The sequence below is a fragment of the Archaeoglobus sulfaticallidus PM70-1 genome, assembly GCF_000385565.1.
In the GTDB taxonomy this organism is placed as follows: Archaea; Halobacteriota; Archaeoglobi; order Archaeoglobales; family Archaeoglobaceae; genus Archaeoglobus_A; species Archaeoglobus_A sulfaticallidus.
Window position 1 is genome coordinate 1,445,914 of record NC_021169.1, and the last position, 13,331, is coordinate 1,459,244.

At 44.1% G+C, this 13,331-nt stretch carries 17 protein-coding genes, 1 tRNA gene and 1 pseudogene; 13 read left to right on the plus strand and 6 right to left on the minus strand.

All coding sequences use genetic code 11. From position 1 onward, the window contains the following. The first annotated feature begins 238 nt into the window (after nt 1-238). Both ASULF_RS07865 and ASULF_RS07870 read left to right on the plus strand, forming a co-directional pair. The gene (locus ASULF_RS07865) at nt 239-475 is read left to right on the plus strand and encodes a DUF433 domain-containing protein (RefSeq protein ID WP_015591189.1); all 237 of its coding nucleotides are present in this window, start codon (nt 239-241) and stop codon (nt 473-475) included. 85 nt (nt 476-560) lie between these two features. Then, nucleotides 561-824 carry a DUF5615 family PIN-like protein gene (locus tag ASULF_RS07870; RefSeq protein WP_015591190.1) on the plus strand — a complete coding sequence of 88 codons (264 nt, stop codon included), beginning with the start codon at nt 561-563 and terminating at the stop codon, nt 822-824. Nucleotides 825-833: 9 nt separating this feature from the next. On the opposite strand, the gene ASULF_RS11755 is transcribed toward ASULF_RS07870, so the two are convergent. Together ASULF_RS11755 and ASULF_RS12435 are read right to left on the minus strand one after the other, a co-directional pair. Beyond that, nucleotides 834-974, minus strand: coding sequence for a hypothetical protein (locus tag ASULF_RS11755; protein ID WP_015591191.1), 141 nt, complete (start codon nt 972-974; stop codon nt 834-836). Nucleotides 975-995: 21 nt separating this feature from the next. Further along, nucleotides 996-1,043 (minus strand): annotated as a pseudogene (locus ASULF_RS12435) (hypothetical protein); the annotation flags it as partial. A 279-nt stretch (nt 1,044-1,322) separates the two neighbouring features. On the opposite strand from ASULF_RS12435, the gene ASULF_RS11580 reads away from it, so the two are divergent. Beyond that, nucleotides 1,323-1,727 (plus strand): hypothetical protein, encoded by a 405-nt coding sequence (locus ASULF_RS11580; protein WP_144060524.1) that lies wholly within the window; start codon nt 1,323-1,325, stop codon nt 1,725-1,727. On the opposite strand, the gene ASULF_RS07875 is transcribed toward ASULF_RS11580, so the two are convergent. From ASULF_RS07875 to ASULF_RS07885, 3 genes are all read right to left on the minus strand, one after another. After that, the gene (locus ASULF_RS07875; protein ID WP_330217185.1) at nt 1,665-1,919 is read right to left on the minus strand and encodes a type II toxin-antitoxin system HicB family antitoxin; all 255 of its coding nucleotides are present in this window, start codon (nt 1,917-1,919) and stop codon (nt 1,665-1,667) included. The two genes, ASULF_RS11580 and ASULF_RS07875, sit on opposite strands and share 63 nt — an antisense overlap. 275 nt (nt 1,920-2,194) lie before the next feature. Then, nucleotides 2,195-2,389: a hypothetical protein gene (locus tag ASULF_RS07880; protein ID WP_144060525.1), complete on the minus strand. Its 195-nt coding sequence runs from the start codon at nt 2,387-2,389 to the stop codon at nt 2,195-2,197. Nucleotides 2,390-2,460: 71 nt separating this feature from the next. Next, a tRNA-Leu gene (locus tag ASULF_RS07885) sits at nt 2,461-2,559 on the minus strand. A gap of 160 nt (nt 2,560-2,719) precedes the next feature. On the opposite strand from ASULF_RS07885, the gene ASULF_RS07890 reads away from it, so the two are divergent. From ASULF_RS07890 to ASULF_RS07930, 9 genes are all read left to right on the plus strand, one after another. Further along, nucleotides 2,720-3,460: a DNA polymerase sliding clamp gene (locus tag ASULF_RS07890; protein WP_236609726.1), complete on the plus strand. Its 741-nt coding sequence runs from the start codon at nt 2,720-2,722 to the stop codon at nt 3,458-3,460. A gap of 9 nt (nt 3,461-3,469) precedes the next feature. After that, nucleotides 3,470-4,687, plus strand: coding sequence for a DNA primase large subunit PriL (locus tag ASULF_RS07895; RefSeq protein WP_052312091.1), 1,218 nt, complete (start codon nt 3,470-3,472; stop codon nt 4,685-4,687). After that, nucleotides 4,617-5,651, plus strand: a complete 1,035-nt coding sequence (locus ASULF_RS07900) for an mRNA surveillance protein pelota (RefSeq protein ID WP_015591196.1) — start codon at nt 4,617-4,619, stop codon at nt 5,649-5,651. The genes ASULF_RS07895 and ASULF_RS07900 overlap by 71 nt, the downstream gene beginning before the upstream one ends. A gap of 137 nt (nt 5,652-5,788) precedes the next feature. Further along, the gene (gene proS, locus ASULF_RS07905; protein ID WP_015591197.1) at nt 5,789-7,252 is read left to right on the plus strand and encodes a proline--tRNA ligase; all 1,464 of its coding nucleotides are present in this window, start codon (nt 5,789-5,791) and stop codon (nt 7,250-7,252) included. 15 nt (nt 7,253-7,267) lie between these two features. Then, complete coding sequence (locus ASULF_RS07910; protein WP_015591198.1) at nt 7,268-7,441, plus strand: 4Fe-4S binding protein; 174 nt, start codon at nt 7,268-7,270, stop codon at nt 7,439-7,441. A gap of 11 nt (nt 7,442-7,452) precedes the next feature. Then, entirely contained in the window at nt 7,453-8,628 is a 1,176-nt protein-coding gene (locus ASULF_RS07915) for an NAD(P)/FAD-dependent oxidoreductase (protein ID WP_015591199.1), read from the plus strand. A gap of 27 nt (nt 8,629-8,655) precedes the next feature. Continuing rightward, nucleotides 8,656-9,126 carry a pyruvoyl-dependent arginine decarboxylase gene (locus ASULF_RS07920; protein ID WP_015591200.1) on the plus strand — a complete coding sequence of 157 codons (471 nt, stop codon included), beginning with the start codon at nt 8,656-8,658 and terminating at the stop codon, nt 9,124-9,126. 136 nt (nt 9,127-9,262) lie between these two features. Continuing rightward, a complete protein-coding gene (locus ASULF_RS07925; protein WP_015591201.1) occupies nt 9,263-10,879 on the plus strand; it encodes an amino acid permease in 1,617 nt (538 codons plus the stop codon). A 142-nt stretch (nt 10,880-11,021) separates the two neighbouring features. Beyond that, entirely contained in the window at nt 11,022-11,663 is a 642-nt protein-coding gene (locus ASULF_RS07930) for a protein-L-isoaspartate O-methyltransferase (RefSeq protein WP_015591202.1), read from the plus strand. A 26-nt stretch (nt 11,664-11,689) separates the two neighbouring features. On the opposite strand, the gene ASULF_RS11395 is transcribed toward ASULF_RS07930, so the two are convergent. Continuing rightward, complete coding sequence (locus tag ASULF_RS11395; protein ID WP_015591203.1) at nt 11,690-12,100, minus strand: OsmC family protein; 411 nt, start codon at nt 12,098-12,100, stop codon at nt 11,690-11,692. Between the two features lie 76 nt (nt 12,101-12,176). Here ASULF_RS11395 and ASULF_RS07940 point away from each other — a divergent pair, with 76 nt between their 5' ends. After that, nucleotides 12,177-13,319 carry an aspartate aminotransferase family protein gene (locus ASULF_RS07940; protein WP_015591204.1) on the plus strand — a complete coding sequence of 381 codons (1,143 nt, stop codon included), beginning with the start codon at nt 12,177-12,179 and terminating at the stop codon, nt 13,317-13,319. Nucleotides 13,320-13,331 lie beyond the last annotated feature (12 nt).

Below are 13,331 nucleotides of genomic sequence, written 5' to 3' on the forward strand. Positions count from 1 at the left end.
GCTCTTTTGGTAATATCCTGTAATTATATGGGAAACTCTTCATCAGTAAGCTCTTTCTCAAGTATCTTCGAAGACTTGACCGTTACCTCCTTTTTATCGATATGATTCCCCATCACGGATGATTTCGGCAATTTTTTTGAAATGAAACTTTACTGGATAGTGCAAGGGATTTCTCAATAAAGGCAAAGCTGAATGCAGCAAGAATAAAGTAATATACTATTTGAGCATACATTAAACTATGCCAGTGGAAATCAACCCGGAAATTTCCGGGGGGAAGCCCGTGATAAAGGGAACCCGCATAACAGTTGAATTCATCCTCGAACTTCTCGCTAACGGCTGGAGCTACGAGGAAATTCTTGAAAATTATCCTCAGCTTAAGAAAGAAGATATTCTCGAGGCTATAAGCTACGCTGTGAATGTTCTAAAAGAGGAGAGAATTTATTTTATGCCAAAGAAGTATGAAGTTCATAGCTGACGAAAACATTCCGAGGTCGTTGAAAGACTTAAAAAAGAGGAAATAAACATAGACTCAATCATAAGCGTGCAGCCAGGGCTTAAAGATGAGGAAATTGTTAGAATCTCAGAGAGGGGAAAAAGCAGTTATAATAACCTTCGATAAAGATTTTGGAGATTTAATTTTCAGGAAGTCTTTGAAGCCCTTTGGAGTCATTCTTCTTAGGGTACCTCCAAAATCAGTTGATTACATCACTGAATTTCTCAAATGGCTTTTAATCGAATCAAAAATAGAGTTTGAAGGGAAGCTCGTTGTTGTCAGGGAGGACAAGATAAGAGAGGTAAGGATAAGCGGGATAACTTCGAAATGAGAATCTTTCTCATCCCGTTTCTGAAGGAGTTGCTTCCTCATTAACCTCAGCTTCAGCATTCCTGCCATTTCCGTTAAATTTCTGTCTCCTCACGACCTTAACTTCAATACCATCCCTGCTCCACACTATTTTCTTTACAGCCTTAAACATCGCTTCAATATGCTTGCATGCATAACCGATCTCTTCCGAATGTTTTGCATAGTCAGGACAGGAGCAGATCCACTTGTAACCAACCCACTTGACAACATACTGCTTTGGCTATCCAAAGGTTGAATTCAACGACAAAACGCTGAATTCAGTCTCGTTAATCCTGTACACAACCATTGTGAACTTCTTTTCTTCATGTCTCGCTGTCATCTTCAAGTCTCCCGAACAACTCTTACAATTCCGCATCTGGAAACACTACATAACTTCAATGGCTTTCCCTGCTGTACATGCACAATCAACCAGTTCAAATGCTTAGCGGCTTTTGCAAAGCCGCCTACTGGGGTGGGCGGATTGCGAATAATCAAAAATGACAAAAATTATAATGAAGAAAACTCAGATCAAACCATGTTATCTGAACTAATGAACAAATTAATAAACATAAACAAAAAAACCTGTGATCTGATCTGGAATCTTCCAGATGTGGTTTCAAGACCGGCAATGGATTATCCAAAGCTCATCATCCCTCACAGAAGAGATAGGGATCAGAGAATAAGCGAGCAAGAGGCAAGATTCGTTTATTGCAGTGTTCTAAACAACTCTGATTTCTTTTATTCAATCGAGACACCAACCGAAAGGAGATATGGAGAGGGTAAAAGAAGCGCCACTTCAATGCTTTTTAATTCAAAAAGAGTGTTACGCGACTTTGCTGATTACAATCTTCACACCGTCAACTTCTGGAATTTGAAAGCTCCTTGAGACTCTTATCAAAATCCACTCTTCAAGTACTTCTTCCAGCTCTTTTTTGCATTCTTCAAGAGAGTCTGCGTAGGCATAAACGCCATTCAATCCAGGAATTTCCCCATAGAACACCTGACTTTCAGGTAGGAACTCATACCTCGCCTTTTTCATGGCCGCTTCAATGTATTCTCTTATCACACCAACCCCCACTAACAATTCAAACCACCCCCCAAATTAATCTTTCTACTCCTGCAAACCTACAAAAATGGCAGAAGTTTACGCTCCAAAAATTCACCTCGCAAGGGGCACACCTTCATAACCTTCTCCCAGCTTTTCTCGAAACCTTTGTAAGATATTCTATTTAAGGTGTTAGCAAACCACCACCTCAGTCTAAATTCTAACGACTCTAAACCAAAAACTAATATCCTTGAATCCCAATCGTATCAGGATTGCGAGCATAAGTACATTAGCATATACAAATTTAGCTACAGATCTCTCAGTAATCTGTGTATTTTGTCCATAAACAGCCCACATTTCCCTAATTTAAAGAGGTCCTTCACTTCCGATCTCTTTGATTTTAACTCATTTTCTCTTTTCAAATAATCAACAAGAATTTTCAACTCTTTCTTCAACCTTTCGTTATAGTCGATAGCTCTCCACTTGTCCAAATCTACGTTCATCAGAGAATTCGTTCCCTCGTTGCTATTTAAGCCATTAAACTTTGTTCCCGTGCATTTAACAAGAGAATTCATGCGGGGGGAGGGATTTGAACCCTCGGACCCCTTCGGGAGTGGATGTCCCACCAAAGGCCTTGAGTCCACCGCCTTTGGCCTGGCTCGGCAACCCCCGCATTCCTACCCTATGTATGGATCAGGGAATTTTAAGGTTTTGGTTTACTTGGTTATTGGCGAGGAGGTCATGCTTTAGGCGATAGGGCTTAGATCAAATTGCACCGATGTCTGGAAGAAGAAAATTATAAATATTTTCTCCATAATCTCTCTCAAACGGTGATGCTCATGGTTGATGTCGTGCTAAACGGTGAGATTTTAAAGACAGTTTCAAAAGCGATGGTCTCTCTTGTGAGCGAGGCGAGATTCCACTTCAAGGAAGAGGGACTTCATTCGAGGGCAGTGGATCCGGCGAATGTGGCTATGGTTATAGTTGATGTACCGTCATCATCGTTCATCAAGTACGAATCTGAGGGGGATTTCGTTGCAGGAGTAGATGTTAACAGGATATTCGACATATCCAAGTCAATAAAGAATGATGATGTAGTTGAAATGACAATAAATGAGGAATCTTTTATAGTCAAATTCGGTAGTGTTAAGTACTCGGTATCTCTCATCGACCCATCAGCGATAAGGAAGGAGCCCAGAATACCTCAGATCGATCTACCAGCCAAAATCGTAATGGATGCAGGAGAGTTCAAGAAAGCGATAGTGGCTGCCGATAAGATAAGCGATCATGTTGTCTTCAGGACGAACGAGGAGGGCTTTTTCATCGAGGCGGAGGGAGATGTTGACAGGATAACCTTCAGCCTGTCGGATGCCGAACTGGCTGAGTTCAACAGGCAGGAAGCCAAGAGCATGTTCTCTCTTGAATATTTAAAGGAGTTTGTTAAAATAGCCTCTTCTGGAGATGTTCTCACGATAAGACTCGGAAATGACTATCCTGTCAGGATGGTCTTCGAGGTTGCTGGCGGAAAAGTCAGAGTGGAGTACATTCTGGCGCCAAGAATCGAGGCTGAATAGTATTAAGCCATGGAAAAAAGAGATTTTTTACCCATTTTATCCTTAATCTCCAAGTATCCCTTTCTGAGGATTTCTGGAATATTTCTTAACTCGCAGTTTGGCAGCATCGAGGAGATAATGGACAAAGCCAGGGACAGCATACTGATTCAGGAAGCTTTCAGTAAGGGGAAAGAGATCGTTAAAGCCATCCTGAAGGATTCCAGAGTTGAATTTGAGTCCTCAGAAGCTAACCTCCTCTGCACATCATGTGACATAAGATGCTACTGTGAGAAGTTTTTAACACCTTACTGCCACGAGTGTGCTGAATGCTTCAGGAATTGCAGAATTTCAATTGGGGAGGAATATTATAGAGAGAGTCTGAGCAAGGCAAAGGAGTCTGTTCTGAGCTACCTTTATTCGAGAATACTTGTTTCCCATCTTGAAACCTGGGCTATCAGGAAGTTTGCTGTAAAAAGTGCTGAAATCTATCACAGATTTCTGGTAGAAGAGGGGAGCGATGTGCTTGACTTCATAACCTCAGACCTTGGAATAAAAAAGAAGGTCAAAAACGGGAATTATTACATTCATGTTTCGGATTATCTCAGAGCCTCGGTAAAAATAAGGGCTAAAGATTGGAGGTTAATCAACAGAAAGCTCGTTAAAGGGTTTGTTGCCGTAACGAGAAAGGATTTGGAGAGGGTTGTTGAGGAGTGTCTGAGGGAGAAGCTTGCGGAAAGGCTGAGTATAGATATCACCAAATATGATTTTTTGATTGAGGATGTATCGGAGTTAAAATCTGTGTCTGAGAGGTTGAGAACAAAGCTTCCGAAATTGAGCCTGAAGAGCGTGGATGTGGGCAAATTCCCACCCTGTATGAGGAGAATCCTTTCTGATTTGCAGGCTGGAGCCAACCTCCCACATACTGCAAGATTCGCTTTGACAGCATTTCTGCTGAACATAGGAATGGATGTTGATGAAATAATTTCTCTCTATAAGACCTCTCCAGACTTTGATGAGGAAAAGACGAGGTATCAGGTTGAGCATATAGCCGGAGCTAAGGGGACTGAATACGATGCTCCCTCATGCGATACCATGAAGACTTACCACAACTGTTACAAAGACGAGACTTGTAGGAATATTTATCATCCGATACAGTACATCGAGAGGAGATTGAAAGATGAAAGTGGTAGAAGAGAACATAAAGGGAGAGAAAGGAGAGATAAAGCTAATCCCCGAAAATCTCGATGATCTCTGGCACCTCAAGTTCATAATTGAGCCTGGAGATATCGTTTTCGCCCTGACAAAGAGAGTTAGTGAGAGCAGCGATAAGCTGAGGAGTGACAAGGAGAAGATAACCGTAAGGATAGGAATAGAGGTAGAGAAGGTTGAGTTTCAGAAGTTCTCAAACAGGCTCAGGGTTAGCGGGAAAATAGTTGCTGGTGTTGAGGATTCCGGTCATCACACGATTAACATCTCCGTGAACAAGGAGATAAGCATAATCAAAGAGCGATGGAAAAAGGAGCAGATTGAAAGAATAAAGAAAGCAATCGAAGCCTCACAGAGGCCCGAGGTTATAGTGATAACCATCGAAGAGGGATCAGCGGTCATAGGGGTTCTCAGAGAGTGGGGAATTGAGGAGATTGCAACGATAAACAGGAGCTATGGAAAAGGGGAAGGAAACTACAGAAGCGAGTTCTTCGCTGAAATTTTGAATCTGATAAGGAACATCGAGTTCAGGTATGGGGTTGTTGCTGGCCCCGGATTCACAAAGGATGATTTCCTGAAATTTTTGAAAGATAGAGAGCCAGAGATTGCGAAGGTTATGGTGAAAGCAGATGCTTCATCCATCGGTGTTAGGGGATTCATCGAGGTTCTGAGGAGGGGGGTTATAGACAGGATAGTCGGTGAGCTAAGGTTGAGTCTCGAGGCAGAGTACATGGAAAGGCTTCTGGCCGAGATATCCAGGGACGGAAAGGCCGTGTACGGGAAGGATGAGGTTGAGAAGGCCATGAATTATGGGGCGGTTGAGGTTCTGCTCATAGTTGACGACTACATGCTGAAGGAAAGGGAGAACTGGGATGTAGATGGGCTGATGAGGGCTGTAGAGGATTCAGGAGGTAAGGTTGTTATCCTCAGCTCGGAGTTCGAGCCGGGTAAACAGCTGGTGTCCCTTGGGGGAATCGCAGCATTGTTGAGGTTTCAGATTCAGTGAAGGTTCTGAATCTTGAGCTGTCCAGCATGAGCCCAATCTCGAATCAACTTCTGCAAACACCAAAATTTTAATATTCCAACAATCCTTAGCGAATTATACTTCTCCAATTAGTGCTTACAACTTATGAGGGTGAAAAAATGAGCCAGAATTCAGGAAAAAAGAAAAACATAGAAACTCTGCCACCGAAAGAGAACTTCTCCGAGTGGTACCATGAGGTGATTCACAGGGCGGAAATTATGGATGTCAGGTATCCGATAAAGGGTCTTTATGTGTGGTTCCCTTTTGGCTTCAAGATAAGACAGCTCGTTTATGGAAAGTTGAGGGAGTTGCTCGATAAAGAGCATGATGAGGTTTATTTTCCAGCTTTAATTCCAGAAACTGAGCTTGGGAAAGAGGGTAAGCACATAAAGGGTTTTGAGGATGAAGTCTACTGGGTAACCCATGGCGGGCTTGATGAACTCGATGTCAAGCTTGCCCTCAGGCCAACCAGCGAGACTGCAATGTACCCGATGTTCAAGCTATGGATCAGAAGTCACACAGATATGCCGTTAAGGGTATACCAGATAGTGAACACATTCAGGTATGAGACGAAGCATACAAGACCACTGATAAGGCTCAGAGAGATAACCTCCTTTAAAGAGGCCCACACAGCCCACAGAAACTTTGAAGAGGCTGAAGAACAGGTTAAAGATGCTGTAAAGTTGTATAAGGAATTTTATGATTTTCTCGCAATCCCTTACATGGTTATAAGGCGTCCTGAATGGGATAAGTTTCCGGGGGCTGTTTATACGATAGCCTTCGACACGATCATGCCGGATGGAAGGACGCTGCAGATAGGAACAGTCCACCACCTCGGAAACAACTTCGCAAAGACCTTTGATATAAAATATGAAACCCCGGATGGAGATCACGAGTATGTCCACCAAACATGCTATGGCATCTCTGAGAGGTGTGTGGCTGCGCTCATCAGCGTTCATGGAGATGATAACGGACTTATTCTTCCATTTGAGGTCTCTCCTGTTCAGTTCGTCATAATACCCGTGCTGTATAAGGGCAAGGAAGAGGAAGTGATGGAAGTTGCTGAGAAGGTGTTCAATAAATTAAAGGGATTGGGTTACAGGACTGTCCTCGACAGCGGCGATGAGAGGCCGGGAGCTAAGTACTACAAGTGGGAGCTTAAGGGTGCAACAATCAGAATCGAGATCGGACCGAAAGAGGTTGAGAAGGGCGAGATAGTTGTGTCCTTCAGGGATGAGAGGAAGAAGTTCAGCATGAGTATGGATGAGCTAACAGATGAAAAGATAAAGGCTTGGGCAAAGGAGATCAAGAGCAGGATTAGAGCGAGAGCATTTGCCGGGATGAAGGAAAAGGTGAGGTATTTCGATAATCTTGACGAACTCAGGGGATGGATTAGAACGGGTGTTGCAATCGTACACTTCTGTATGTCTGAAGAGTGTGCTGAGGTGATAGAGAAAGATGTTTCTGCAGGGATTCTCGGGAAGTTCGAGGAGGCTGGCGAATGGTGTGATAAAGATATTACCGGAAAGTGCATTGTATGTGGTAGGGAGGGCTATCTCTCAGCAATCTCCAGGTCTTATTAGTCATGGGGTGATCTCATGCTCGTGATCGATAGGTATAAGTGTGCGTACTGCGGAGCTTGTATTTCTGTGTGCAAGTTCAATGCAAACGAACTCGTTGAGACTTTTGTAAGGGTTGATGAGGAGAAGTGCACGCTCTGCAAGATGTGCGTGAGGGTATGCCCGATGGGAGCAATAAGCGTTGAAGAGTAGGAGGAATGCTCATGGATTACGATTACGATGTTGTGGTTATCGGTGCAGGGCCTGGAGGTTCGATGGCCGCAAAAACCTGTGCTGAAGAGGGTTTAAATGTTCTCCTTGTGGAGAAAAGGCAGGAAATAGGGGCTCCGGTAAGGTGTGCTGAGGGAATAAGCAAAGAAGGTTTGGAGAGGTTCTTTGAGATAGATAGAAAGTGGATTGCAAGAGAGGTGTCGGGAGCGATAATATACTCTCCCGATGGAACTGAACTCAAGCTCTCATCGGAAATGGCCGGGAATGAGGTTGGATTCGTTCTTGAGAGAAAAATATTCGACAGAGATCTTGCGAGAATGGCATCAAAAGCCGGAGCTGAGGTGATAGTGAAAACAACAGCCACGGGGATGGAAAGAGAGAAGGATGGACTCAGAATCAGGCTGAAGAGAATGGGTGAGGATTATGAGGTCACAGCAAAGATAGTCGTGGGTGCGGATGGAGTTGAGAGCAGAGTCGGAAAATGGGCGGGCATAGATACAACAGTTAAGCTTGGAGAGATAGAAAGCTGTGTGCAGTACCTGATGACGAACATAGAGTTCGATCCAGACTTCTGCCACTTCTGGATCGGGCAGAAGTACGCTCCGGGAGGTTATGTGTGGCTTTTCCCAAAGGGTGAGAGTTCTGCGAATGTTGGAATTGGCATTCTACCCACAATGACCAAGAAAACAGCAAAGTGGTGGCTTGATAGGTTTGTACAGGAGTACTATCCTGATGGAAAGATTGTTGAGTTCGTGGTTGGAGGAGTTCCGGTAACAGGTCCTATAGATACCGCTGTCTCTGACAATGTTATGCTCGTTGGAGATGCTGCGAGGCATGCGGATCCCATAACTGGGGGCGGGATAGCCAATGCAATCAAGGGCGGATATTTTGCAGGAAAAGTTGCGAAAGAAGCTGTAGATGCAGAAAATTACTCTAAAGAGTTTCTGAGGAGGTATGATGAGATGTGGAAGAACGATTTTGGAAAGACTCTTCACAGAAACAAACTGCTTCAGAAGAAATTCTTAAAGCTCAGTGATGAAACGCTCGATAGGCTCATCAGGAGTATAGCGGGATACAACCTTGAAGAGATAAGCGTTAAAAGGCTAGTTCTCGAACTGATCAAGAAGAATCCGAAACTGTTGTGGGATATAAGGCATCTGTTTACTTAAAAAATAAAAAAAGACAGGAGAGTTAAAATGAAGCTCGTTCCGAAGAAGGTTTTTCTGGTCTCGGGTAAGGGATCTCACAGCGATGCGCTGGTGAGCTTTGAGCTTGCTTTGAGGGATGCGGGTATAGAGAAGTTCAATCTCGTCACAGTCAGCAGCATTTTGCCACCGAACTGCGAGATAGTTGATAAGGAGGAGGGGTTGAAGCACCTATCTCCTGGGGAGATAGTCTTCACAGTAATGGCGAGATACACGAGCAATCAAGCCGGAAAGAAGATCTTCGCAAGTATCGGGCTTGCTAGGCCAGAGAAGGGTCATGGATACCTAACAGAGTATTCTGGAGAATGGGATAAAAGCGTTGATGAAAAGCATGCGGAAAAGATGGCGGAACTGATGGTCGAGAGCATGGGCTCAAAGGCAACCTTTAAGAAAACGGTATTTGAGGTTGCGGAAGTGAGGGAGTTCACAACAGTTGTCTCCGCAGCAGTTTTTGTTTTGTAATTTTTTACTTTTTGGGTTTTCTTTTGGGTTCTCAAACTCAATTATTTCTATCCGGTGAATAAAGTCTCCCTTGACAAAAAAGTTTTTTACATATTTTTCAAAGTCTAAAGCAAAATCAAAAACATCAGGCGGTAAAATGAGGAAAAAGATTGGGTTCTGGGAGGCTTTCAGCATAGGCGTTGGAGGGATGATCGGTGGCGGCATCTTTGCGGTTTTAGGTTTAAGCATTCAATTGTCAAAAAGTGCCGCTCCTGTAGCCTTTCTTTTAGCTGGTTTGATAGCTTTGGCGACTGCCTACTCCTATGCCCGACTGTCGGTCAGGTTTCCAAGTGAGGGAGGGACTATAGAGTTCATTGTGAGAGCTTACGGAACGGGTCTGTTCTCCGGCACTCTCAATGTATTGTTGCTTGCAAGTTACATCGTCATGCTCTCCCTCTACGCCTACGCCTTCGGCAGCTACGGTGCAAACATGCTGGGCTTCATCAACCCAATCCTTGCAAAACATCTGCTGATAACTCTCGTAATTGTTCTGTTCACCGTCGTAAATGCCCTCGGTGCAGTCATCAGCGGAAAAACCGAGGATTTACTTGTAGTATTAAAGCTGGCAATTCTGCTAATCGTGGCCGGAGCTGGCATGGCTTTCGTGGACACAGCTAGACTTTCACCATCAAACTGGGCAGATCCCGTGAGCATTGTTGCAGGCGGGATGATAATATTTCTTGCTTATGAGGGGTTTGAGCTAATAGCAAATACAGGAAGCGATGTCGAAGACCCGTCGATACTCCCGAAAGCATTCTATGCTGCGGTTCTGCTGGTGGTAGTCGTTTATGTGATGGTGGCGGTGGTTACTGTCGGGAACCTGCCGTACGATATGATAATCAAGGCGAGGGACTACGCTTTAGCAGCCGCAGCGAAGCCATCGCTGGGCGAGGCGGGCTTCTGGCTCATAACCTTAGCTGCTCTGGCATCAACAAGTTCGGCAATAAATGCCACTCTCTACGGCACCGTAAGAGCAAGCTACATGGTAGCAAAGTATGGACAGCTTCCCGAAGCTGTTGAAAAACCCCTCTGGAAGCAGGCTTATGAAGGGCTGCTTATAATAAGTCTTCTATCCTTAATCTTTGCAAATACTGCAAGCCTTGAGTTCATATCCACAGCCGGGAGCGGTGGATTTTTGCTTATCTTTCTCTTCGTGAACATCGCAGCGTTGAAGCTCCGTGATTGTGTTAAGCTAAATCCGGTAATTCCAGCAGTAGGAACAGTGTTAACTCTTGCAGCCCTTGTTGTACTCATTTATAGGATGGCAGAAACTGATGTGAGAAATCTGACGGTCTTTGTTTGCCTTATTGCAGCATCTTTTCTGATCGAGGCATCCTACAGAGCTATCACGAGCAGGAAGATAGAAGAGTATTTGGATGTAAGGCTAAGGAAAAGGGAGGAAAACCTGGAAAACTGGTATAGATGGATTGATGGAGTTATTTGCAGTATAGTTGAGACCTTTGAAGATGCAGAGGTGTATCTGGTCGGTAGCATTGCGAGGGGTGACATCAAGAAAGCCAACGATGTTGATTTGCTTATCTTTACCAATAATCTTCCATCAAAAGATAGAGAGAAAGATATTGTGAGGAAACTCAAACAGAAAGCTAAACTCACTCTGCAGCATTCAGTTGACATTCATTTTGCAAACAAGCAGAGAAAGGAAGAAACGCTTAGGGAGGCACAACATTACAAGCTTCTGAAACGATCCAAGTGATGGAAGGTTATTGCTGCTGATTCTGTGACTATTCTGTAACATATAAAAACATAATAATTTAATTATAATTTGATGATTGCATAATTTAACATACCAGAATATTTCAAATGATTTATAAACCATAAAATACAAACTCAACATAATGGAAGACACCGAATTTGAGAAAAGAAAAAAGATGGCTGACAGGCTGAAGGAGGAACTCAACCTGAGCGATAGAGTATATAATGCAATGCTAAAAGTCCCCAGACACCTCTTCGTTCCGTACAACTACAGGGATTCAGCGTACTTGGATACCCCTCTGCCAATAGGGAAGGGGCAGACGATAAGTGCACCCCACATGGTTGCGATCATGTGCGAACTCTTAGATTTGCGTGAAGGGCATAAAGTTCTAGAAATAGGCACTGGCAGGGGATATCACTCTGCAATTGTTGCCGAGATAGTCGGCAAGAGCGGGAAGGTAATAACGATCGAAAGAGTTCCTGAGCTGGCAGAGCATGCGAAGCAGACCCTGTCCTCACTGGGATATGATAATGTTGTGGTGATAGTTGGCGACGGTAGCAAGGGATATGAAGCTGAAGCACCGTATGACAGAATATATGCGACAGCTTCAGCTCCAAAAATCCCAGAACCACTCATAGATCAGCTTAAGAAGGGTGGAAAGCTTGTAATCCCGGTTGGAAATTACATGCAGGAGCTTATAGTTGTTGAAAAGAATGATGAGATAAAAACGAAGGTGTGGGGGGCTGTTAGGTTCGTCCCACTTTTTGGAGAGTATGGTTTTTGAAGTGGGTTTGGGGGGTTTTCAGTTATTCAATGCTCAACGAATATCCTGCAACCATCTCTCAGAATGTTGGAGATCTTGCACAGATGATCTGCACTCTTGACTATTTCTTCCTTCACATCCTCGTTAACTCCATCTAAGCCAACCTTAATCTTTGCCTCCCATATGCCATCATCTCCCCTATCGAACTCGATATCTATCTCAAGTCCCTTAACATCAACCCCTTTACTCTCGCACATCGATACAATCGTTGTTCCAAGACACCCCGCAACAGAGATCAGAAGCAGTTCCGTCGGCTTGAATCCCGTATTTTCGCCTTTTTCATGGACTCTCTGATCCAAAACAACTGCATGCTCTCTCGAAATACCAACAAACTGCCTTCCCTTTACCCATCTCACCTTTGCAAAGCTCTTATCTCCACTTGCACAGCAACCCTCCATGCACGCAAGCAGTCAGTTCTGCTTAAATCTTTTTGCACCATCAAATTTTTATTTTCCATTACTGTTTCTGGGACATATGTCCGAAAATGAGCTGTTTGAAAAAGAGAGCGAACTGATGATCCCTTTTTTTAAAAGGTTGCCCGTTACATTCAAAAGGGGTAAGGGGTGCTGGCTCTACGACTTTAACGGAAAAAAGTATCTGGATTTAATAGCTGGGATAGCATGTGTGTCGATAGGACATAGCCATCCCGAGTTTATCTCAAGGGTTTATGAGCAGATGAGAGAGCTTATGCATGTATCCAACCTTTTCTACACCGAACCCCAGATCCGGCTTGCCGAGAAACTCAAAGAAATTAGTGGATTTGATAAGTTCTTCTTCTGCAACTCCGGAACCGAGGCTGTTGAAGCTGCACTGAAAATAGCGAGGAAGGTTACAGGGAAGAAAAAGTTTCTAGCACTGGAAAACTCATTCCACGGCAGAACGATGGGTGCTTTATCCATAACATGGAAGGAGAAGTTCAGAAAGCCATTTGAACCGTTGATTCAGGAGGTGGAGTTCTGCAAGTTCAACGATGTGGATGACTTTCTGGGCAGGGTTAATGCCGACATATGCGCAGTCATACTTGAACCCATACAGGGAGAGGCTGGAGTCTATGAGGTATCTAAGGAGTTCATGGATGCGGTTTTTGAAGAGAAAGAGAGGTATGGCTACCTTGTTATCTTCGATGAGGTTCAGACAGGGTTCTGCAGAACTGGAGAGTGGTTTGCCAAGGATCATTTTGGCTGCAGTCCGGACATAATGACGATGGCAAAGGCCATGGCATCAGGCTTTCCGATAGGTGGGGTTGCAGTAACCAATGAGGTCGCAAATAAGATCGAGATCTCAGAACATGGTTCAACTTTCGGCGGAAATCCCCTCGCATGCACGGCATCGCTCGCAACAATCGAGATCATGCAGAAAGAGAATCTTGCAGAGAATTCTAGGGATATGGGAGGGTATTTCAGGAAGAGGCTTGCTGAACTTGGTTTTGAAGCTAGAGGGAAGGGATTGCTGATTGGATTCGATGTGGGTGATGCAAAAGCTCTTGTGAGCAAACTCTTGGAAAAAGGAGTAGTAGCCAACAACACATCGGATACCACAATCAGGTTCGCTCCACCGCTCGTTATAACAAAAGATGAAATCGATTTTGCCGTTGATGCTTTAGAGGAATGTTTGTAACCTATGCAGCAT

What these genes read in the sequence shown, in the direction of transcription:
- ASULF_RS07925 (WP_015591201.1), top strand. Translation starts at nt 9,263, where the DNA reads ATGAGGAAAAAGATTGGGTTCTGGGAGGCTTTCAGCATAGGCGTTGGA.
- proS (WP_015591197.1), top strand. Translation starts at nt 5,789, where the DNA reads ATGAGCCAGAATTCAGGAAAAAAGAAAAACATAGAAACTCTGCCACCG.
- ASULF_RS07890 (WP_236609726.1), top strand. Translation starts at nt 2,720, where the DNA reads ATGCTCATGGTTGATGTCGTGCTAAACGGTGAGATTTTAAAGACAGTT.
- ASULF_RS07895 (WP_052312091.1), top strand. Translation starts at nt 3,470, where the DNA reads ATGGAAAAAAGAGATTTTTTACCCATTTTATCCTTAATCTCCAAGTAT.
- ASULF_RS07930 (WP_015591202.1), top strand. Translation starts at nt 11,022, where the DNA reads ATGGAAGACACCGAATTTGAGAAAAGAAAAAAGATGGCTGACAGGCTG.
- ASULF_RS07920 (WP_015591200.1), top strand. Translation starts at nt 8,656, where the DNA reads ATGAAGCTCGTTCCGAAGAAGGTTTTTCTGGTCTCGGGTAAGGGATCT.
- ASULF_RS07865 (WP_015591189.1), top strand. Translation starts at nt 239, where the DNA reads ATGCCAGTGGAAATCAACCCGGAAATTTCCGGGGGGAAGCCCGTGATA.
- ASULF_RS07870 (WP_015591190.1), top strand. Translation starts at nt 561, where the DNA reads ATGAGGAAATTGTTAGAATCTCAGAGAGGGGAAAAAGCAGTTATAATA.
- ASULF_RS07910 (WP_015591198.1), top strand. Translation starts at nt 7,268, where the DNA reads ATGCTCGTGATCGATAGGTATAAGTGTGCGTACTGCGGAGCTTGTATT.
- ASULF_RS07915 (WP_015591199.1), top strand. Translation starts at nt 7,453, where the DNA reads ATGGATTACGATTACGATGTTGTGGTTATCGGTGCAGGGCCTGGAGGT.
- ASULF_RS07880 (WP_144060525.1), bottom strand. Translation starts at nt 2,389, where the DNA reads ATGAACGTAGATTTGGACAAGTGGAGAGCTATCGACTATAACGAAAGG.
- ASULF_RS11755 (WP_015591191.1), bottom strand. Translation starts at nt 974, where the DNA reads ATGTTTAAGGCTGTAAAGAAAATAGTGTGGAGCAGGGATGGTATTGAA.
- ASULF_RS07900 (WP_015591196.1), top strand. Translation starts at nt 4,617, where the DNA reads ATGAAAGTGGTAGAAGAGAACATAAAGGGAGAGAAAGGAGAGATAAAG.
- ASULF_RS07940 (WP_015591204.1), top strand. Translation starts at nt 12,177, where the DNA reads ATGTCCGAAAATGAGCTGTTTGAAAAAGAGAGCGAACTGATGATCCCT.
- ASULF_RS11395 (WP_015591203.1), bottom strand. Translation starts at nt 12,100, where the DNA reads ATGGAGGGTTGCTGTGCAAGTGGAGATAAGAGCTTTGCAAAGGTGAGA.